Origin of the sequence: Janthinobacterium lyxosi (genome assembly GCF_051380665.1) — a bacterium.
Lineage (GTDB): Bacteria > Pseudomonadota > Gammaproteobacteria > Burkholderiales > Burkholderiaceae_D > Janthinobacterium.
The window spans coordinates 57,780-76,017 of the sequence record NZ_JBNYXM010000017.1 but is presented as its reverse complement, the minus strand read 5'-3'; the positions used below and the strand labels follow the sequence as shown (position 1 = coordinate 76,017).

The following is an 18,238-nucleotide window of genomic DNA, read 5'->3' as shown; positions in this document are numbered from 1 at the left end:
CAATGGGGAATCACATGGATAGCTTGGGTGGCATCGCCATGTTCGTGCAGGTGGCCGACAGCGGCAGTTTTTCGGCCACGGGCCGACTGCTGGGCCTGTCATCGTCGGCCGTTGGCAAGAGCGTGGCGCGCATGGAGGCGCGGCTGGGCGCGCGCCTGTTCCAGCGCAGCACACGGCATCTGGCGCTGACGGCGGAAGGGGAAAAGTTTTTGCAGCGCTGCAAGCGCATCTTGGCGGAGGTGGAAGCGGCCGAGCGGGAATTGTGCGAGGCCAGCAGCGCGCCCAGCGGCCGCCTGCGCCTCAGCCTGCCACGCTACAGCGGCCTGTTCGAGCCGGCCATCGGCGCCTTCATGCAAGCTTATCCCGCCATCGAACTGGACCTCGATTTCTCCGATGCCATGGTCAATATCGTCAGCGACGGCTTTGACGCCGCCGTGCGCACGGGCGAGCTGGCCGACTCGGGTTTGATGCGGCGCAAACTATGTACGTTCCGCCGCCTGCTGGTGGCGTCGCCCGCCTACCTGGCGCGCCATGGCCGGCCCGCCGATGGCGCCGAGCTGCTGCGCCACGCTCGCCTGGACTACCGTTTTCCCGCCACGGGCCGCCTGGAACAGTGGCCGCTGATGGACGAGGCTGTCCAGCCGGCGTCCGGCATGGTCTGCAACAGCATGGAAATGCGCGTCTTCCTGGCCGTGCAAGGACAGGGCATTGCCTATCTGCCCGCGTTTGCCGTGCAGCGCGAGCTGGCGGCGGGGCAACTTGTTTCGCTGCTGGACGAGCATACGCAGGCGCGCACGGCTTTCTGGCTGCTGTGGCCGGCCAGCCGCCACCTGCCGCCGCGCCTGCGCGCGTTGATCGATTTCCTGGTGGAGCAATTGCAGGATCAGACTTTTGGAGCGCAGCCCTGACGGCTGCTTCTTCCCTGGCGGCGCCGTAGCTGCATGTGTTTGGCGCCACGGCGCGCCATGGCCGCGCAATAGTGACTATATTGATAGTTATCCTTCCCGCGCGGGAGGGCGTTCCTATCCTGACTATTCCGACCAAGGGAGACATCATGCACAGCGTACAAAAGATTAGCCCATGTTTATGGTTCAACGGCCACGCCGAGGCGGCGGCCCGGTTTTATACGGAAATATTTCCCAATTCGAAAGTGGGCCAGATCCTGCGTTATGGCGAGGAGGGCAGGGAAATCCACGGCCAGGAGCCGGGCAGCGTGCTGACGGTGGCTTTCGAACTCGATGGCCAGACGTTTACGGGCTTGAACGGCGGGCCCTTGTTCCAGTTTTCCGAAGCCATCTCGTTCCAGGTCAATTGCGAAACCCAGGACGAGGTTGACCATTACTGGAACTGGCTGTCCGAAGGCGGGCCGCCGGAAGCCCAGCAATGCAGCTGGCTCAAGGACCAGTTCGGGGTGTCCTGGCAAATCGTGCCCACCATCATGATCAAGCTGCTGACGGACCCCGATCCCGTCAAGGCCCAGCGCGTGATGAAGGCCATGATGGGCATGAAAAAGATCGACATCGAGCAGATCAAGCGGGCGTACGCGGGCTAGTGCCGCACGCCGTACGCTAGCGTCGCGCCCTGTCCAAGATGGCTGGCCTTTGTTATAGTCCCAGCCATCTTTCCATCCGCCTACAGACCCTGCCATGACTTCAAGTACTAGCAGCACCATCGCGCCCCGCACCTTCGGCACGCCCCTGTCTTCCACCGCCATCAAAGTCATGCTGCTGGGCTCGGGTGAACTGGGCAAGGAAGTGATCATCTCGCTGCAGCGCCTGGGCGTGGAAGTGATCGCCGTCGACCGCTATCCGAATGCCCCCGGCCACCCTGTGGCGCACCGCTCGCACGTGATCGACATGAGCGATGGCGTGGCCCTGGCCGCCCTGATAGCCCTGGAAAAGCCGGATTTGATCGTGCCGGAAATCGAAGCCATCGCCACCGATACCCTGGCGGCGCTGGAAGCGGCGGGGCAGATCACCTGCATCCCGAACGCGCGCGCCGCCGTGCTGACGATGAACCGCGAAGGCATCCGCACGCTGGCGGCCGAAACGCTCGGCGTGGCGACCTCGCCATACCGCTTCGCCAGCAGCCTGCAAGAGATGCAACTGGCGTGCCAGGAAATCGGTTTTCCCTGCGTCGTCAAGCCCGTGATGTCCTCGTCGGGCAAGGGCCAGTCCAAGCTCGATGGCCCGCAAGACGTGGAAACGGCGTGGGCGTATGCGGCCAGCGGCGGCCGGGTCGACACGGGCCGGGTCATCGTCGAAGGTTTCATCGACTTCGATTACGAAATCACCCTGCTGACGGTGCGTGCCGTGGGCGCGTCGGGACAGATCGAAACGCAGTTTTGCGAACCGATCGGCCACTTGCAGGTGCAGGGCGATTACGTGGAATCGTGGCAGCCGGCCCGCATGGCGCCGCTGGCCCTGGAGCGCTCGCGCGACATCGCCCGCAAGGTGACGGACAACCTGGGCGGCCTGGGCCTGTTCGGCGTGGAACTGTTTGTCAAGGACGATATGGTGTGGTTCTCGGAAGTGAGCCCCCGTCCGCACGATACGGGCATGGTCACCATGGCCAGCCAGGTGCAGAGCGAATTTGAATTGCACGCGAAAGCCATCCTGGGCTTGCCCGTCAACGTGGCGCTGCGTTCGCCCGGGGCCTCGGCCGTCATCTATGGCCAGCTGGAAGCGAAGGGCATCGCCTTCGAAGGCGTGGCCGACGCCTTGAGCGTGCCGGGCGCGGACTTGCGCCTGTTCGGCAAGCCGGAATCGTTCGCCCGCCGCCGCATGGGCGTGGCGCTGGCCACGGCGGACGATATCGACACGGCCCGCGCGCGCGCCGTGCTGGCCGCGTCCAAGGTCAAGCCGGTCGCCCGCTGATGGTGGCTTAATGGCCGATCCAAGCCTGCCGCTGGCCGACGCCGGCGGCGACGATATCAAGCGCAAGCTGCGCGGCCACATCGCGCGGCGCAACCTGGCCGGCGCCGCCAACGACTGCAAGTGGAACGCGCTGCTGGCCTTCATGCGCGGGCAGGACGATTGGCTGCCGTCGTACCGCTATGGCTCCGTCACCGGCTACGTCTCGCGCTGGGATACGGAATGGGACTACCACCCGCCGTTTCCCTTCATGGGCGTGGAATGGTTCGACATCGGCCTCTACTCGGAAGAACATGTGGGCATGCTGCTGCCAAAGAAAATCATCGACCACGGCGTGTGGATCGTGCCCGAACTGGAACGCATCGGCTTCGATTTCGAGGTACGAGATAGCGTGGCACGCATCTGGGGCTATTTGCCCCGCAGTTATGACGATTTCCCTTCCGCCGACTAATTCAAAGACTAATCTCATGCCTGAAAACGCTATCCCGCAAGTGCCGCAACCGGACGACGCCGTCGTCGGCAAGGAAGCGGGCGCGCAGATGCTGGCCACGGCCTGCGCCGCGCGCGACGCCTTTTATGCCACGCTGGGCGCCATGGATGGCGACGCGCTGGCGCCGCTGCTCAATCCCGCGTTCATGGGCGGGCCACGCTGGCCGTCACTGCGCCAGGCCTGGCGCGTGATTCGCCGGCCCGGCTCGATCGTGATCGCCAGCGATGGCTTGAGCGATCCGTTCGAGGATGACGCCGACGTCTTCGTGCCGCGTGGCCACCTGCTGGAAGTGTGCATCGAGGCGCCGCTGGCCGCCTTCGACGGCCAGGAAGTGGCGCAGTCCTGGCTCTTCGACCTGGTCTACCAGGTCAGCCAGAACGTGGCCGACCACGGCTCCATCGATTTGCTGCTGCAGCGCCACGGCAGCGTCTCGATGGTGCTGGACTTGCAGGATGCACCTAAGGGACTGGAAGATGAAAACGAACAGGTGGGCGTGCTGCTGGCCCAGGGCGCGGCCACGCTTCCCTCAACGTTCGACACGCCGTATGGGGAAGTGATGCTGCTCACCATCACCGTGCTGCAGCCAGCGGAGCTGGCGTACCTCAGCGAGGCCGCCGACAAGGCGCAGTCGCGGCGCGACCTGGCCGCCGCGCTGACTGCTTCGCCGACGGGGTATCTGAGCCTGGCCAAGCGGCCGGCCGTCATTCCCCGCTAGGCGGTTCCACAGGCTCGGGCACTGCGGGTACTGGCGTTCCTTCCGCTTCCTTCGTTTCCTTAGCGTCAACGACGGCGGGTGCGGGCTCCGGTTCGTGCCATTTGCCCGCCGCCTTCAGCTTGTTCTTCAGCCCTGGCAAGGGGAAGCCCAGCGCATAGGCTTTTTGCGCGTGCCCGCTGGCCTTCTCGTATTCCTTCTTTTTGACATACATCAGGCCCAGGTTGTACTGGATGGTGGCCTGGTCGGGCGCCAGGCGGCTGGCCGCGTCCAGCTGTTCCAGCGCCGTCGCATCCTGGCCCGTGGCCAGCAGGTAGTTACCATACACCATGCGCGCCGTCACGTCGTGCGGCGCGAAGGCGATGGCCCGTTCGAAGTAGCAGCTGACCGTATAGCGGGCGCCGACCGGCTGCGCGCTTTTCAGGCGCAAGCCCAGCTTGGCCATCGAGGCCAGCGCCCGGTGGTGATTCGGGAAGTGTTCCAGCGTGTAGCTGATATCGGCACCCAGGCTGCCCGTCATGCCTTGCGTGAGCGTTTCCACGGCGCGTGAAAAATGGAATTTCTCGACCACGGACAGGCCGGCGCGGTCTTGCGCGCTCGTATAGTCGCCGCCCGGCGTGTGTTTCACGTAGGGCGGGCATCCGGCAGCGCCGGCATGGGCGCAACAGGCGGCGAGGGCGCAGGCAAGTATCAGGTGTTTCATGCTGTTCTCCTGTGGCTGACCTGGTCCAGCAAGTCGGCCAGGGCGTTGCTGCGGGCTTGCCGCGATTGCAGGGCGATGGCGGTGGGGCTGGCCAGCGGCGCGCGGCCCTGGCGCGCCAGTTCCAGGAAGCGCAGCAAGGCGCGCGCGCAGTCGCCGCTCGATGCCAGCTGGCCGATGGTGTCGATGCCGCAGTGGCGCAGCTTGGCCGCGCTGTCGCCGGCCAGGTCGGTCAACGCCAGGATGGGCCGGCGGCAGCGCAGGTATTCATACAGCTTGGCGGGAATCTGCGCGTTGCAATTGGCCGCCTGCAGCAGCAGCAAGCCGTCGGCCGCCAGCATTTCCTTCAGCGCCGCGCCGTGCGGCTGCAAAGGTTCCAGGCGCACCAGGTCCAGGATGCCGTATTTCACCAGCAGGCTGGCCAGCCATGCGTCGTGGCCCGTGGCGCGCAGCACCAGCTGGAAATTGCGCGCATGCAGTACGCCGTCGTGGCGCAGCTTGGCCAGGGCCTCGAACAGGGCTTGCGGATCGCGCTCGGACGGGTAGATCACGCCGCTGTGCAGCAGCTGGAAGCGGCTGCGGTGGCCGGGGTGGCCATGCAGCGCGTGTGGCTGCACGGCGCCTTCGTCATCATCATGACCATTTTCGATCAGGCAGAAACGCTCGCGCCCCACCTGCGCCAGGCGCCGTTGGTGCGCGTCGATGGCGCCCGGCGTGGTGCAGACGATGGCCGCGCTGCGCGCCGCGATGCGCTGTTCGATCCACGCATGCATGCGGTGCAAACGCGCTTCGGGCGGATACGGCGCCAGCGGGTCGCTGTCGTCCAACATGGGGTCGCGCTGATCGGCGACCCACGGCAGGCCGCTGAGTTTTTGCAAGGTCATCGCGATCAGGTGCGCCGTGGCGATCGGGTAGGTGGACCAGATGGCGTCGGGGCGGTACTGTCGGATCATTCGCAGGCCGGCCGGCACGGCGCTCAGCCACCAGGAACTCCAGCGGTCGGGCAGCGCCAGGCAGCGCGGATAGCGCCCGGCGATGGCCAGGTGGCGCGCTGCGTCCAGCGCCAGGGTGCGCCGCACGGTGGCTTGCGCGCCGATCTGCGCCAACTGCGTATCGCCCCGCTGCGCATACGCGAGCGGCGCGGGACTGAGCACCAGCGGCTGCCAGCCGCAGTCGGGCAAATGGCGCGCGAAGCCCAGGGTGCGCAGGATGCCGCTGCCGCCAGCAAGCGGCGGGAAATGGTAGGCGATCATCAGCACCCGTTTTGGTCGGGCCGCGTTCGGTCGGGCCGCGTTCGGCGTGATCCCTAGCATGACTGCAGCCACCGGGCGCATAGCTGTTCGACTTCGCCGCGCCAGGCGGCGCTGGCGAAGGTGTGGTTGGCGCCATCGACCTGCGCCTGCGTCCAGTGCGCGCGCGCGGCGACGGCGCGCCACGCCGCATCGCCATCGATCAGGGCTTGCCACTCGCGCGCGCCCAGGTCGTCGCCGCTGCGGATCAGCAAGACCTTGCCCTGGAACTGCGTCAGCGCCAGCAGCAAGGCCGGCGCGGGCGCGTCGTTTTCCAGTGCTGCCGGTTTCTGCGTGGCGGCCGCCACTTGCCGCAGCGAGGCCAGGCTGGCGCCCAGCTGCAGTCCGCCGCCAGCCAGCTTGCGCCAGAACGCGCCTTGCAGCAGGCGTGGCAGATAATAATGGCGCAGGGTGGCGCGCGCCAGGCCGGCGCTGCTGCGCACCCACGGGTTGAGCAGGATCAGGGCGACTATGCGCGCGTCGCGCGGCGCATGGCAGGCCGCCGCCGTGGCGCCGTCGCACAAACCCCACAGCGCCACTTCGCGCAGCGAGGGCGCGGCGTCGAAGAATTGCGCCAGCGCGCCGGCGATGTCGGGACCGGCGGCGCGGTAATCGCGCGCGCTACCCTCGCTGTCGCCCATGCCGCGCAGGTCGAAACGCAGCACCGGCCAGCCTTGCGCGGCCAGGGCGCGCGCCAGCAAGACGAACTGGCGGTGGCTGCCCACCCGGTACTGCGGCCCGCCCGTGACGATCAATACGCCGCGCGGCCCTGGCACGGCGGGCAGGCTGAGGATGCCGACCATGCGCGCCTGCGCCTCGCCGTCTTCACCCGCATCGGCACCTTCGGCCGCGCTGCGAAAGCGCAGCGCCAGCTGGTGCACGGTTTGCCCTGCAAGGTGCTGCTGACTGCTGTCGCGCTTCATGGCGGCGTCCTTTCCTCGTCGAGCCAGTCGCGGCACAGTTTCTGCGTGGCGTCCAGCAGTTGCGGACACGCCAGCAGCTCGCCACTGTGCCAGAACGGGCCGTCGCCGAAGCTGGCCATGTGCACGGCGGCGCCGCGTTCGCGCCATAGACGCGCCAGCGGCGGCAGGGGTGCGCAGGTTTGCTCCGGCCCCTGGTAATCGAGCCAGTAGACGGGCACCGCGGGCAGCAGCGCGGACGCGCTGACGCCATCGATGGCTTGCGCCAGCTCGGGCGCCAGCAGGTAGCCGGCCACTTCCACAGGCTCACCTTGCGCCAGTTTGGCGCGCGCCTGGCCGGGCGCTTCCTGCACGCCGCCGGCCAGCATGCTGGTGGCCAGGCGCAGGCGCAGGAAGCGGTCGATGCTGCGCCGTCCATCTGCTTCCGGCTGCCATAGCAGCAAACGCGCCAGGGGCAGTGGCGCGCGGCTGGAAAAATCGAGCGCCAGCAGGGCGCCCAGGCGCGCGCCCCACACGGTCAATGGACCGTCGACGCGCTGCGCCAGCCAGGCGCAAGCCAGGTGCAGGTCGTTGTGCCAGATGTCCCAGCGCGCCTCGCTGAAATCGCCGCTGCTGTCGCCGCAGCCAAACAGGTCGATCTGCAGCACGCTGTAGCCGGCGGCGGCAAAGGCGCGCGCCTGCGCGGCGGCCACGTGGCGGCTTTTATTCAGTTCTTCCGCGAACGGATGCACGTAGAGGATGCCGCCGCGCGCGTTGCGGCCCGGCGGCGGCAGGTGCAGCAGGCAATAGCGCTGGCCGCCGCTGGCGGGCAGGAAGAAGGGCAGCAGCGGCAGCGCCGCGGTGGCGGTATGGCTCATAGTCGCAGCTGTGCAAAGACGAAATCGTGCAGGGTGCCCACGGTGGCGAAGTGGCGCGCGTGGATGTCGTCGTCGGCGACAAAGATGCCGAAATGGTCTTCCAGCGCGGCGATCACGCCGATCACGGCCATCGAGTCGAGTTCCGGCACGCTGCCCAGCAGCGGCGTGTGGGCTTCCAGTACGCGCCCGTTCAAGCCCAGGGTGGTGTCGAGGATGTGTTTTACTGCTTCAAGATGCGGCATGTCAGCTCCAGGGAAGGATAGTGCGGCAGGGAAGACGTATCGAAGGCCAGGCAGGGAATGTCGTCCGGACGGCGCGACAGGTGCAAATACGGCGGCAGGCTGGCGGCCATCCATTGCCAGCGCCCGCAGCGCAGGAAGGTGGCCGTGCCCAGCGCATGCGTGCCCAGGCGCGCATGGGCACCCAGCGAGGCGCGGTTGAATCGCGAGATGCGGCTGCACGACCAGCGCACGCCCTGCGCGCACAGCACGGCGTTGGCTTCTTCCCACAGGCGCGCGAAGACCAGGCCGCCCCGCTGTGCGGGATGGACCCATACGTCCAGGTCCCACGAAGACTGCCTGGACGCCAGCGCATAGCGGGCGCGCACCTCGTCTTCCTGGCAGCCGTGGCGCAGCAGCCAGATCCAGCCGGCCATGGCGTCCTTGTCCGGGTCTGGTTGGCTGCGCGCCACCAGGCATTGCGCGCCCTGGCGGTAGCGCTCGCGCAGCGCGCCGGGACGGCGTTCGGGGCCGGGCGGCAAGTCCGCCTCCGCCAGGCAGGGCGTGACGGTGATCGACTGGCCGCGCCCGCGGCACAGCGAACCGGGCGCCACGGCTTGTGCCACGAACTGGTAGCGGTGCAGCGCGCAGCGCCCGCCCGGCACCGCTGCCAGCAGCCGCGCCAGGGCCAGCCAGGCGCTGTCGCGCCAGCCCAGCTGGCGAAGGCTGGCGGCAAGCCGGTGCAAATGGGGGAAACGGGCGAAGCTGGCCATGGCGGTAAAGGATGGGGCGGCTATGCAGCCAATGTTGTCCATTAGAGCGCAGCGGACGGCGGTGGTCTTGCGCCGGCTCAAGCTGTGTTGCTGAAACTGTTAATTGATCAAAATCAAGACCGTCGTGGCCGTTTGTCTGAATCATAGGGGAATGCATGGCAATCATGGCAACCCGGGGACGAAACGATGGCGACACTGATACACGAGCTGATATTCGACATGGCGCAGCGCGCGCCGCACGCGCCGGCGCTGTCGTGGCAGGGCGAGGAACTCGCCTATGCCGCGCTGGCGCAGTCCGTGCGCGAGGCGGCCAGCACCTTGCTGACGCTGGGCTTGCAGCGTGGCGCGCGCGTGGCCGTGTACCTGGAAAAACGCCCGGAAAACGTCAGCGCCATGTTTGGCGCGGCGGCGGCCGGCGGCGTGTTCGTGCCCGTCAATCCGCTGCTCAAGCCGGAACAGGTGGCCTACATCCTGGCCGATTGCAACGTGACCATCCTTGTCACCTCGCGCGAACGCCTGGCGCAGCTGGGGCCCGCGCTGGCCGCCTGCCCCGACTTGCGGACGGTGCTGCTGACGGGCGAAGGGGAGACGGAATCGCATCTGGGCAAGGTGCAGCTGCTGCCGTGGAGTGGTATACCCGCCGCGCCCGCACCCCTGTGGCACGCGGTGATCGACACGGACATGGCCGCCATCTTGTATACCTCGGGCAGCACGGGGCGGCCGAAAGGCGTGGTGGTGTCGCACCGGAACATGCTGGCCGGTGCGCTCAGCGTCTCGTCGTACCTGCGCAATACGCCGCAAGACCGGATCTTGTGCGTGCTGCCGCTCAGTTTTGATTATGGTCTGAGCCAGCTGACGACAGCCTTTGCCAGCGGCGCCTGCGCCGTGCTGATGAATTATCTGCTGCTGCGCGACATTGTCGAGCTCGTGGAGCAGGAAGCCATCACGGGCCTGGCCGCCGTGCCGCCCCTGTGGGTGCAACTGTCGCAGCTGAGCTGGCCCTTGTCCACGCCTTTGCGCTACATCACCAATTCGGGCGGCGTGATGCAGAGATCCACCCTCGACCGGCTGCGCCAGTCGCTGCCGCGCACGCAGGTCTACCTGATGTATGGCTTGACGGAAGCGTTTCGCTCCACCTACCTGGCGCCGGAACAGCTGGAGCGGCGCCCCGATTCCATCGGGCAAGCGATCCCCAACGCGGAAGTGCTGGTGCTGCGCCCGGACGGTAGCGTGTGTGAGGCCGACGAGCCGGGCGAGCTGGTGCATCGTGGCGCGCTGGTGGCGCTTGGCTACTGGAACGATGCGGCGCGCACGGCCGAGCGCTTCAAGCCGCTGCCGCCGCAGGCGAGCGGCTTGGTGCTGCCGGAACTGGCCGTCTGGTCGGGCGACACCGTACGCCGCGATGCGGACGGCTATCTGTATTTCGTGGGCCGCAGCGACGACATGATCAAGACCTCCGGCTACCGGGTCAGCCCGGCCGAGATCGAGGAAATCGTGTATGCGAGCGGACTGGTGGGCGAGGCGGCCGCGCTGGGCCTGCCCCATGCCGTGCTGGGCCAGGCCATCGCCTTGCTCGTCACGCCCGCGCCGGGCGTCGAATTGCTGCGCGACAGCGTACTGGCCGCCTGCCGCGCGCGCCTGCCCAGCTATATGGTGCCGCTGTGGGTGGAGATCCGCGACGGCGTGCTGCCGCGCAATCCGAATGGCAAGATCGACCGTCCATTGCTGGCCAGGGAACTGGCGCGCGCGTATGCGGTCCAGTCAGGAGATGCGGCATGAACGGTCCCGGCATGAAGGACGCCTATTTGAGCCGCCCGGATAGCCCGGATAGCCCCGATAGGCTGGAGCTGCCGTCGCACGCGCCCCTGCGCCAGTTCGCCGTGGCTGGCGACATGTTGCAGGTTGGCGGCATGCCCTTGCACCGGCTGGCCCAGCGCGTGGGCAGCACGCCGTTCTATGCGTATGAACGCGCGCACATCACGCGCCGCGTGGCCGAACTGCGCGCCGCCTTGCCCACCGGCGTGCTCGTGCACTACGCCATGAAGGCCAATCCCATGCCGGCCGTGGTGCAGTGGCTGGCGGGCCTGGTCGATGGCATCGACGTGGCGTCGGGCGGCGAACTGGCGACGGCGCTCGATACGCCCATGGCGCCGTCGCGCATCAGTTTTGCGGGGCCAGGCAAGAGCGATGGCGAACTGGCGCGGGCCGTGGCAGCAGGCGTGCTGATCAACGTGGAATCGGGTGCCCAGCTGGAAAGGGTGGCGCTGGCCGGTGAACGGCTGGGCGTGACGGCCAGGGTGGCCGTGCGCGTGAATCCCGACTTCGCCTTGCGCCGCACGGGCATGCGCATGGGCGGCGGCGCGCAGCCGTTTGGCGTCGATGCGGCCCTGGTGCCGGGGCTGCTGAGCCGCATCGGTCAACTGGGGCTGGATTTCCACGGCTTTCACCTGTATGCCGGCTCGCAAAACCTGTCGGCGGCGGCCCTGGCCGAAGCGCAGGCCCTGAGCGTGCAACTGGCCCTGCAGCTGGCCGACAGCGCGCCGTCGCCCTTGCGCACCTTGAATATCGGTGGCGGCTTCGGCGTGCCGTATTTCTCCGGCGACCAGACCCTCGACCTGGCGCCCGTGGCCGCAGGCTTGCAGCGGCAGCTCGACATCCTGGCCCAGGCGGCGCCCGGCGCCCGCCTGAACCTGGAATTGGGCCGCTACCTGGTGGCCGAGGCCGGTATTTATGTGTGCAAGGTGCTCGAACGCAAGGTGTCGCATGGGCAAGTCTTTCTCGTCACGGATGGCGGCTTGCACCATCATCTGGCGGCCTCCGGCAATTTTGGCCAGCTGATCCGCAAGAATTACCCGGTCGCCATCGGCAACCGGCTGCAGGGCGGGGCGCGCGAAGTGGCGTCCGTCGTGGGACCGTTGTGTACGCCGCTGGACTTGCTGGCCGACCAGATGGAGATGGCGCGCGCGGAAGAGGGCGACCTGGTGGTGGTGTTCCAGTCGGGCGCGTATGGCTTGACGGCCAGCCCGACGGCCTTTCTCGGTCATCCGCTGCCGGCCGAGGTGCTCGTATGAGCGGCCTGTGCGGTTGGCTGGCGGCGGCTTCCGGTCTTGCTGCCGATAGCGGCACGGCAGCCGATGGCGCGGCGCGGGCCACCTTGGCGGCCATGGCTGCACCGCTGTCGCGTTTTGATGGCGCGTCCCTGGCCGCCAGCGTGAGCGACGTGGGCGGCATGGCCGTGGCCGCCATCGATGGCAGTCGTCATGTGTACCAGCAAGATGGCTTGCAAGTGGCCATCTGGGGCCGGCCCGTGCTCGACGGTTCGGCGGACGAGGTGGCGAGCCGCCTCGCGTCCCTGTGGCTGAGCCGGGGCGTGGCCGCCTGCGCCAGCCTGTCCGGGCCTTTCTGTTTGGCCATCCTCGACGCCTTTTCCGGCTCGGCCCTGCTGGCCGTGGACCGCGCCGGCATGCATCCGCTCAGCTATGCGAACAATGCGCAGGGCCTGTTCTTTGCCTCCTCGCATGACGCCTTGCTGGCCCATCCATCGGTGCGGGGCGCGCTCGATCCGCAAGCCCTGTATCACTACCTGTACTTCCACATGGTGCCTGGCCCGGCCACGGCTTACCTGGGCCAGCAGCGCTTGCTGCCCGGCGAATACCTGCATGTGCACGGTGGCAAGCAATGCAAGGGCAGCTACTGGCAGTTGGCCTTCCAGGAGCCCAGCGCGGCGCGCACGCGGGCCAGCTTTGCCGGCAACAAGCAGGAATTCCTGCGCCTGCTGCGCCTGGCCGTGGAAAGCAGCCTGGGTGCGGATGGGGCCGATACGGGGGCGTTTCTCAGCGGCGGCACGGACAGTTCCACCTTGGCTGCCATCATGGGGCAAGTGACGGGCCGGCCCGCGCGCACGTACTCCATCGGTTTTGACGTGCCCGGCTATGACGAAATGGCGTATGCGCGCCTGGCCGCCAGCCACGCGGGCAGCATCCACCACGAGCGCTACGTGACACCAAGCGACGTGCTGGCAGCCATTCCCGCCATGGCGGCCATTTTCGACCAGCCTTTCGGCAATGCCTCGGCCATTCCCGCCTTTTACTGCGCGCAGATGGCGCGCGAGGATGGCGTGACGCGTTTGCTGGGCGGCGATGGCGGCGACGAATTGTTTGGCGGCAATGAGCGCTATGCGCACCAGGCCTTGCTGTCGCAGTACGGGCGCTTGCCCGTCATGCTGCGCCAGGCCATCATCGAGCCGCTGCTCTTCCGCGAACGCGCGGGCAAGCCGTGGCGGCTGGGCGACAAGGCGCGCCGCTACATCGAGCAAGCGAGCCTGCCGCTGCCGGCCCGCCTCGACAGCTACAACCTGCTGCTGCGCCATGGCCATGGCACGGTGCTGGAAGCGGGTTTTATGGACACCATAGCCCCGGGCATGGCGCCCGGCTGCGTGAATGGCGCGTATTGGCAGCGGCAAGGCCAGGGCTTGAGCCAGATCAATGAACTGCTGGCGCTGGACATGCGTTTTACTTTGGCCGACAACGATCTGTTCAAGGTGCGCAAGGCGTGCGAGCTGGCCGGCGTGGAAGCGGCCTTTCCCTTCCTGCACGATGCGATGGTGGCGTTTGCCGCGCGCCTGGCGCCGCGCGACAAGCTCGATGGCAGGCAGCTGCGGCCCTTCTTCAAGCGGGCGCTGGCGGAGATCCTGCCGCCGGCCATCGTGCGCAAGAAAAAGCACGGCTTCGGCTTGCCTTTCGGCCAGTGGCTGCACAGCCACGCGCCGCTGCGCGAATTTGCCTTTGATAACCTGACGCAGCTGCGCGGGCGCGGCATCGTGCGGCCCGCCTTTATCGACGATCTGCAAGGACGCTTGCTGGCGGAACATCCGGCCTATCACGGCACCATGGTGTGGCTGCTGCTGATGCTGGAACAGTGGCTCAGCCAGCATCCGGGCGCGCTGGGTGCGCTTGCCGGCGGTTTTGCCGCAAGCGCCACAGAAATGCCAGGCGTCCTCGATCCCACGGCGTGAAGCGGGGCAGTTGCAGCAGGTCCAGCCCCGCGCCGGGGCGCGCCACGCCCCAGTCCGTGGCCACGGCCGCCTCGAAACCCAGGCTGTTGACCATTGCCACATGCGGCGCGCCATAATCGCGCCCGGCCTTGCCGTTCGGATACGCAAACAGGGAGACGGGCGCCTGGATCAAACTTTCCAGCTGGCGCTTGCCGTTGGCGATGTCCCGCCGCGCGGCGTGGTCCGGCAAAGTGGACAAAATCGGGTGGCTGGCCGTGTGCGCGCCCAGGCCCATGCCGGCCGCTTGCAACTGGCGCAACTGCGCCGTGCTCAGCATGGCGGCCTGGCCCGCCGTGGCGCCCGCCTGGCGGCGGATCTGCATGGCTAGCTGCTGACGCCGGGCAAACGGCAGGTATTTGAGCTGGCCCAGCAAGGTGGCGATGGCCGCTTGCCGCTGTGCCAGGCTGGCGACGGGGAGCGTCCCCAGTTCGTGTTCCTGCAAGTCCAGCACGGGACCGGCCGCATGGCGCACGGCCTCGATCACCGTGTCATTCCACATCTGCCCGCCGTCCAGATAGCCCGTGGCGATAAAAAACGTGGCGTGCAAGCCATGGCGCTGCAGCAGCGGCAGGGCGACTTGCGCATTGTCCGCATAGCCATCGTCAAAGGTGATGCAGGCGGCGCGCGGCGGCAAGCTGCCATCTTGCAGCCGGTGCACGGCCTCGGCCAGGGACAGCGGCACATAAAAGCGCTTCAGCAGGCGCAGCTGGCGCTCGAACAGCCGGGCGTCCACTTCGCCGGGAAACAGGGGGTCGGGCCGCGCCAGCACGCGGTGGTAGATCAAAATGGACAAGGTGGCCGTCATGGCTGCTCCGCGATGGCGGCCCGGGCCTTGGCCTGGCGGGCGCTGGACTTGGGGGTGAGGGTGAGGGTGGGTGCCTGCTGCTCGACGATGATGCGTGTGGCGATCAGGGCGGCCATCAGGTAATACGGCATGTCGAAGTACAGCAGGCTGAGGAAGGCGCCGCCCACGGCAAAGCCGATCAGGCTGGCCTGGCTCATGGTGGCCAGGCCGTGCGCCCAGCGCAGTTCCGGCTTGCCCCGCGTGCGGCGGATGATGGCGGCGGCCGTGCGCCAGGTGGCGATGCCCAGCGCCAGGTAAATCAGTAAGCCGACAAAGCCGTGTTCGCCCAGCGCCTGGAAATAGATGCTGTGCGCCGCATGCACATCCATGGGGTTCGGCGCGTAGCGGGCGAAGATGCTGGCGTCGGAGACATCGAAGCCGCCGCCAAGAAAGCGGTCACGCGCCAGGTTCCAGGCCATGCGCCAGGCATTCAGGCGGCCCATGGCAGAGACATCATCCTGATACGTGTTGATGGTGTCCATGCGTTCGGCCCAGCGCTCGGGCATGAAGGCCAGCAGCAGCGGCGCGACCGCACCGAGCAACGCGCCCAGCACCAGCTTGCGGTCGCTTTTCAGCCACATGAACAAGCCCATGGCGGCGATGGCCAGCAACCCGCCGCGCGAATACGAGCCCAGCGCAGCCAGCGCCGATAGCAGCATTGCCGCCGTCAGGCCGTGGCGCAGCCAGCGTTTCTCCGTGCTTTGCTGCAGGTAATACATGAGGGGGATGGTGATGATCAGGGCCAGGGCCAGCGCGTTGTTATCCCCAATAAACGTTTCTTCCGGCCCCCAGACGCGCTCCGTGCCGCCGCTGCGGATGGTGAAGATGCCGCCTTTCACGCCGTAAAAGCCGATCGAGCCCACCAGCACCCACACGAGGCGCACGACGTCGCGCCGCGTGCGTATCACCATCATGATCACAAAGCTCATCAGCATGATCTTCATGACCTTATTCCATTGCACCCACGATGCTTCCGGCAGCAGGGCGAACGGCGCCGTGACATTCATCCACACCACGAACAGCAACAGCAGCACGCTGACGGGCGTGAGCGGCAGGTTTTTCGGTTCGCGCGTGATGAGCAGGCTGAGCATGGTGGCGATGGCGATGATGAAAGCGAACGGCATGTGGGTGGCAAAGCCCCAGGCCTGCGTATGCGGGTTCATCACGCTGACCCAGACCCACATCAGGCCGCCGATGGCCGGCGCCTTCAGGATGAAGGGCAGCGAACCCAGGATGATGATGGTGATCACAATGTCGCGCATGAAGGGGAGGCTCCTGGTTTTGGCCGGGTTGGCATGGTATTGATGCCTGTCAACGGGCTGGCTGGCCGGCTCAGTACACTGGATTAATACTGCTCAGCGTTGTTGAAACTGTGCATCAGTTTTGTCATGGTAAGACCAAGGAGGCATGTCCTTGTTGACCGTTCTCATGGCGACCTACAATGGCGCCGGCACCTTGCCCCAGGTATTGCGCGCCTACATGGCGCTGCGAGCGCCCGTGGGCGGCTGGCGCCTGGTCATTGCCGACAATGGCAGCACGGACGCCACGGCCCAGGTGATCGCCGCCTTTCGCGGTCGTCTGCCCTTGAGCTCGGTCTACGTGGCGCGGCGCGGCCGCAGTCCCGCCCTGAATGGCGCGGTCGAGCACGCCTTGCGCCAGGGCGGCGATGGCAGCGAGCTGTTCGTCTTTGGCGACGACGACGCCATGCCCGCGCCCGACTGGCTGTGCCGCTTGCAGGACAGCGCGCGCAGCCACCCCGGCTACGCTTTGTTCGGCGGCGCCATCGTGCCCGCCTGGCGGGAGCAAGTGGCGGACTGGCTGCTGCGCCTGACCCCCGTTGGCTTGACGTGGGGCATCACCAGCCCCGACTTGCGCGATGCACCCGTGTATCCGGGCCTCGTGTGGGGCGCCAACATGGCGATACGCCGCCGCATCTTCGAGGCGGGCGCCCGCTATGATGAAAGCATCGGCCCGCAAGGGAGCAATTACGCCATGGGCAGTGAAACCCGGCTCAACCTGGAGATGCATGCGGCCGGCAACCCTTCCTGGTTCTGTCCGAAAGCAAAGGTGGCGCATATCATCCGCCCACAGCAAGTGCAGCGCGCCTGGATACTGCGCCGCGCCATGCTGTTCGGTCGGGGCCAATGCCGGCTGGCCACGCTCGCGCCCAGCGTGGAGCTGCTGGGCGTGCCGCGCTGGATGCTGGGCAAATACGTGCGCGATACGCTCGGTGCCGTGCGGGCCTGGCTGCGGCGCGACCACGCCGAGCTGTTCCTGCGCCAGTGGGAACGGGCCTGGCTGCGGGGGTTTTTCCATGAAGCCTGGCTGGGACGGCGCAAACGCCTGCCGCGCATCGTCATCAGCAGCTATTCGGGCGAGCTGGGCGGCATGGAGCTGCGCATGGCGCAAGAGGCGAAAGTGCTGGGCGAGAGCGGCTATGACAGCGTGCTGGCGCTGCGGCGCTTTCCTGGTTTTACTGCCTGGGCGCAAGGCTTGCGGGCAAGGCAGATGCAAGTGCGTGTGTATGAACCGCCGCTATTTCTCGAACACTGGGCCTGGAGGCGCTGGAATCTGCTGCGTGCCCGGCTGACGGGCGCCTGGCGGCTGCGGCGGCTGCGGCCCGACCTGGTCCACGTGGCGTTTTGCTGGACCAGTTATGGCGCTTCCATCCTGTGGCTGGCGCGGCAATGCCGCTTGCCGGCCGTGATCAGCGTGCACAATGCGTTTCCTCTGGAAACCTTCAGCGATTGGCAGCGGCCCCGCTTGCAGGAAGCGTTTCGCAGCGTCCAAGGCGTGTATGCCGTGTCGCCGTCCGCCATGCGGCATTTCCTCGACCTGTACCGCGATATGCTGCCGCCCGCCACGCGGCTGGCCGTGATCCCGAACGGCGTCGATACGGACACCTTCGTCGTCTCGCCCGAGCGGCGGGCGTTGGCGCGGCGGCAATTCGGGCTGCCGCCGGACGCGCTGGTGCTCGGTTGCGTGGCCAGATTGTCCGCGCAAAAGCGCCCGCAAACGCTGCTGGCCCTGTTCGCCATGCTGGCTGCGCAGTTTCCCCAGCTATATTTGGTGCTGGTGGGCACGGGGCCGCTGGAAGCCGTGCTGCGGCTGCAGGTTCACCAGGCGGGACTGGAGCAACGCGTGGTGTTTGCCGGCTTCCAGCAGCGCATCGAGTTGCTGATGCCCGCCTTCGACCTGCATGTGCTGCTGAGTAAAAATGAAGGTTTCGGCATCGCCACCATCGAAGCCATGGCCTGCGGCGTGCCGGCCGTGGGCACGGATGTGCCGGGCACCCACGATATCCTGCACGACAGTGCAGGCGGCATGCTGCTGCCGCTGGACGACGAGCACGCTGCCTGCGCGGCCGTGGCGCAGCTCTTGGCCGATGCGCCCCGCCGCGCGCGCATGGGACGGCTGGCGCGCGAGGAAACCGTGCAGCGCTATTCGATGCCGCGCCTGGAGCGCCAGTTGCGCCAGTTCTATGCCGGCCTGGTGTAGGCGCGGGCGGC

17 protein-coding genes are annotated in these 18,238 nt (G+C 67.3%); 9 read left to right on the top strand and 8 right to left on the bottom strand.

What is annotated here, in order from left to right; translation table 11 throughout:
* Positions 1-14: 14 nt before the first annotated feature.
* The 5 genes from ACQ4WP_RS18785 (at position 15) to ACQ4WP_RS18765 (ending at position 4,078) form a co-directional block, all read left to right on the top strand.
* Positions 15-908, top strand: a complete 894-nt coding sequence (locus ACQ4WP_RS18785; protein WP_436523250.1) for a LysR family transcriptional regulator — start codon at positions 15-17, stop codon at positions 906-908.
* 146 nt (positions 909-1,054) lie between these two features.
* Positions 1,055-1,552 carry a VOC family protein gene (locus ACQ4WP_RS18780; protein WP_436523248.1) on the top strand — a complete coding sequence of 166 codons (498 nt, stop codon included), beginning with the start codon at positions 1,055-1,057 and terminating at the stop codon, positions 1,550-1,552.
* Between the two features lie 94 nt (positions 1,553-1,646).
* Positions 1,647-2,876: a formate-dependent phosphoribosylglycinamide formyltransferase gene (purT, locus tag ACQ4WP_RS18775; protein ID WP_436523246.1), complete on the top strand. Its 1,230-nt coding sequence runs from the start codon at positions 1,647-1,649 to the stop codon at positions 2,874-2,876.
* A gap of 10 nt (positions 2,877-2,886) precedes the next feature.
* Positions 2,887-3,324 (top strand): DUF6678 family protein, encoded by a 438-nt coding sequence (locus ACQ4WP_RS18770; protein ID WP_436523244.1) that lies wholly within the window; start codon positions 2,887-2,889, stop codon positions 3,322-3,324.
* A 16-nt stretch (positions 3,325-3,340) separates the two neighbouring features.
* Positions 3,341-4,078 carry a hypothetical protein gene (locus ACQ4WP_RS18765; RefSeq protein WP_436523242.1) on the top strand — a complete coding sequence of 246 codons (738 nt, stop codon included), beginning with the start codon at positions 3,341-3,343 and terminating at the stop codon, positions 4,076-4,078.
* Here ACQ4WP_RS18765 and ACQ4WP_RS18760 read toward each other — a convergent pair.
* The 6 genes from ACQ4WP_RS18760 to ACQ4WP_RS18735 are packed head-to-tail and all read right to left on the bottom strand — an operon-like array spanning position 4,065 to position 8,874.
* Positions 4,065-4,778 carry a tetratricopeptide repeat protein gene (locus ACQ4WP_RS18760; protein WP_436523240.1) on the bottom strand — a complete coding sequence of 238 codons (714 nt, stop codon included), beginning with the start codon at positions 4,776-4,778 and terminating at the stop codon, positions 4,065-4,067. The two genes, ACQ4WP_RS18765 and ACQ4WP_RS18760, sit on opposite strands and share 14 nt — an antisense overlap.
* Entirely contained in the window at positions 4,775-6,088 is a 1,314-nt protein-coding gene (locus tag ACQ4WP_RS18755) for a glycosyltransferase (RefSeq protein WP_436523238.1), read from the bottom strand. Before ACQ4WP_RS18755 ends, ACQ4WP_RS18760 begins: the two co-directional genes overlap by 4 nt.
* A complete protein-coding gene (locus ACQ4WP_RS18750; RefSeq protein ID WP_436523236.1) occupies positions 6,082-6,987 on the bottom strand; it encodes a hydrolase 1, exosortase A system-associated in 906 nt (301 codons plus the stop codon). Before ACQ4WP_RS18750 ends, ACQ4WP_RS18755 begins: the two co-directional genes overlap by 7 nt.
* On the bottom strand, positions 6,984-7,841 hold the full coding sequence (locus ACQ4WP_RS18745) for a hydrolase 2, exosortase A system-associated (protein ID WP_436523234.1): 858 nt from the start codon (positions 7,839-7,841) through the stop codon (positions 6,984-6,986). Before ACQ4WP_RS18745 ends, ACQ4WP_RS18750 begins: the two co-directional genes overlap by 4 nt.
* Entirely contained in the window at positions 7,838-8,083 is a 246-nt protein-coding gene (locus tag ACQ4WP_RS18740) for an acyl carrier protein (RefSeq protein WP_436523232.1), read from the bottom strand. The genes ACQ4WP_RS18745 and ACQ4WP_RS18740 overlap by 4 nt, the downstream gene beginning before the upstream one ends.
* Complete coding sequence (locus ACQ4WP_RS18735) at positions 8,062-8,874, bottom strand: GNAT family N-acetyltransferase (protein WP_436523230.1); 813 nt, start codon at positions 8,872-8,874, stop codon at positions 8,062-8,064. Before ACQ4WP_RS18735 ends, ACQ4WP_RS18740 begins: the two co-directional genes overlap by 22 nt.
* Before the next feature lie 144 nt (positions 8,875-9,018).
* Here ACQ4WP_RS18735 and ACQ4WP_RS18730 point away from each other — a divergent pair, with 144 nt between their 5' ends.
* From ACQ4WP_RS18730 to ACQ4WP_RS18720, 3 genes are read left to right on the top strand one after another with little or no spacing between them, the layout of a single operon-like run.
* Positions 9,019-10,611, top strand: a complete 1,593-nt coding sequence (locus ACQ4WP_RS18730) for an acyl-CoA ligase (AMP-forming), exosortase A system-associated (RefSeq protein WP_436523228.1) — start codon at positions 9,019-9,021, stop codon at positions 10,609-10,611.
* 11 nt (positions 10,612-10,622) lie between these two features.
* Positions 10,623-11,903 (top strand): pyridoxal-dependent decarboxylase, exosortase A system-associated, encoded by a 1,281-nt coding sequence (locus tag ACQ4WP_RS18725; RefSeq protein ID WP_436523324.1) that lies wholly within the window; start codon positions 10,623-10,625, stop codon positions 11,901-11,903.
* Positions 11,900-13,846: an asparagine synthetase B family protein gene (locus ACQ4WP_RS18720; RefSeq protein WP_436523226.1), complete on the top strand. Its 1,947-nt coding sequence runs from the start codon at positions 11,900-11,902 to the stop codon at positions 13,844-13,846. Before ACQ4WP_RS18725 ends, ACQ4WP_RS18720 begins: the two co-directional genes overlap by 4 nt.
* On the opposite strand, the gene ACQ4WP_RS18715 is transcribed toward ACQ4WP_RS18720, so the two are convergent.
* Both ACQ4WP_RS18715 and ACQ4WP_RS18710 read right to left on the bottom strand, forming a co-directional pair.
* Positions 13,755-14,690 carry a polysaccharide deacetylase family protein gene (locus tag ACQ4WP_RS18715; RefSeq protein WP_436523224.1) on the bottom strand — a complete coding sequence of 312 codons (936 nt, stop codon included), beginning with the start codon at positions 14,688-14,690 and terminating at the stop codon, positions 13,755-13,757. The two genes, ACQ4WP_RS18720 and ACQ4WP_RS18715, sit on opposite strands and share 92 nt — an antisense overlap.
* The gene (locus ACQ4WP_RS18710; RefSeq protein ID WP_436523222.1) at positions 14,687-15,991 is read right to left on the bottom strand and encodes a putative O-glycosylation ligase, exosortase A system-associated; all 1,305 of its coding nucleotides are present in this window, start codon (positions 15,989-15,991) and stop codon (positions 14,687-14,689) included. The genes ACQ4WP_RS18715 and ACQ4WP_RS18710 overlap by 4 nt, the downstream gene beginning before the upstream one ends.
* Positions 15,992-16,142: 151 nt before the next feature.
* Here ACQ4WP_RS18710 and ACQ4WP_RS18705 point away from each other — a divergent pair, with 151 nt between their 5' ends.
* Positions 16,143-18,227: a glycosyltransferase gene (locus ACQ4WP_RS18705; protein ID WP_436523220.1), complete on the top strand. Its 2,085-nt coding sequence runs from the start codon at positions 16,143-16,145 to the stop codon at positions 18,225-18,227.
* Positions 18,228-18,238: the final 11 nt, after the last annotated feature.

Bases quoted from the DNA above. Each gene is read 5' to 3' on its own strand.
- ACQ4WP_RS18785 (WP_436523250.1), top strand. From the start codon at position 15: ATGGATAGCTTGGGTGGCATCGCCATGTTCGTGCAGGTGGCCGACAGC.
- ACQ4WP_RS18780 (WP_436523248.1), top strand. From the start codon at position 1,055: ATGCACAGCGTACAAAAGATTAGCCCATGTTTATGGTTCAACGGCCAC.
- purT (WP_436523246.1), top strand. From the start codon at position 1,647: ATGACTTCAAGTACTAGCAGCACCATCGCGCCCCGCACCTTCGGCACG.
- ACQ4WP_RS18770 (WP_436523244.1), top strand. From the start codon at position 2,887: ATGGCCGATCCAAGCCTGCCGCTGGCCGACGCCGGCGGCGACGATATC.
- ACQ4WP_RS18765 (WP_436523242.1), top strand. From the start codon at position 3,341: ATGCCTGAAAACGCTATCCCGCAAGTGCCGCAACCGGACGACGCCGTC.
- ACQ4WP_RS18760 (WP_436523240.1), bottom strand. From the start codon at position 4,778: ATGAAACACCTGATACTTGCCTGCGCCCTCGCCGCCTGTTGCGCCCAT.
- ACQ4WP_RS18755 (WP_436523238.1), bottom strand. From the start codon at position 6,088: ATGCTAGGGATCACGCCGAACGCGGCCCGACCGAACGCGGCCCGACCA.
- ACQ4WP_RS18750 (WP_436523236.1), bottom strand. From the start codon at position 6,987: ATGAAGCGCGACAGCAGTCAGCAGCACCTTGCAGGGCAAACCGTGCAC.
- ACQ4WP_RS18745 (WP_436523234.1), bottom strand. From the start codon at position 7,841: ATGAGCCATACCGCCACCGCGGCGCTGCCGCTGCTGCCCTTCTTCCTG.
- ACQ4WP_RS18740 (WP_436523232.1), bottom strand. From the start codon at position 8,083: ATGCCGCATCTTGAAGCAGTAAAACACATCCTCGACACCACCCTGGGC.
- ACQ4WP_RS18735 (WP_436523230.1), bottom strand. From the start codon at position 8,874: ATGGACAACATTGGCTGCATAGCCGCCCCATCCTTTACCGCCATGGCC.
- ACQ4WP_RS18730 (WP_436523228.1), top strand. From the start codon at position 9,019: ATGGCGACACTGATACACGAGCTGATATTCGACATGGCGCAGCGCGCG.
- ACQ4WP_RS18725 (WP_436523324.1), top strand. From the start codon at position 10,623: ATGAAGGACGCCTATTTGAGCCGCCCGGATAGCCCGGATAGCCCCGAT.
- ACQ4WP_RS18720 (WP_436523226.1), top strand. From the start codon at position 11,900: ATGAGCGGCCTGTGCGGTTGGCTGGCGGCGGCTTCCGGTCTTGCTGCC.
- ACQ4WP_RS18715 (WP_436523224.1), bottom strand. From the start codon at position 14,690: ATGACGGCCACCTTGTCCATTTTGATCTACCACCGCGTGCTGGCGCGG.
- ACQ4WP_RS18710 (WP_436523222.1), bottom strand. From the start codon at position 15,991: ATGCGCGACATTGTGATCACCATCATCATCCTGGGTTCGCTGCCCTTC.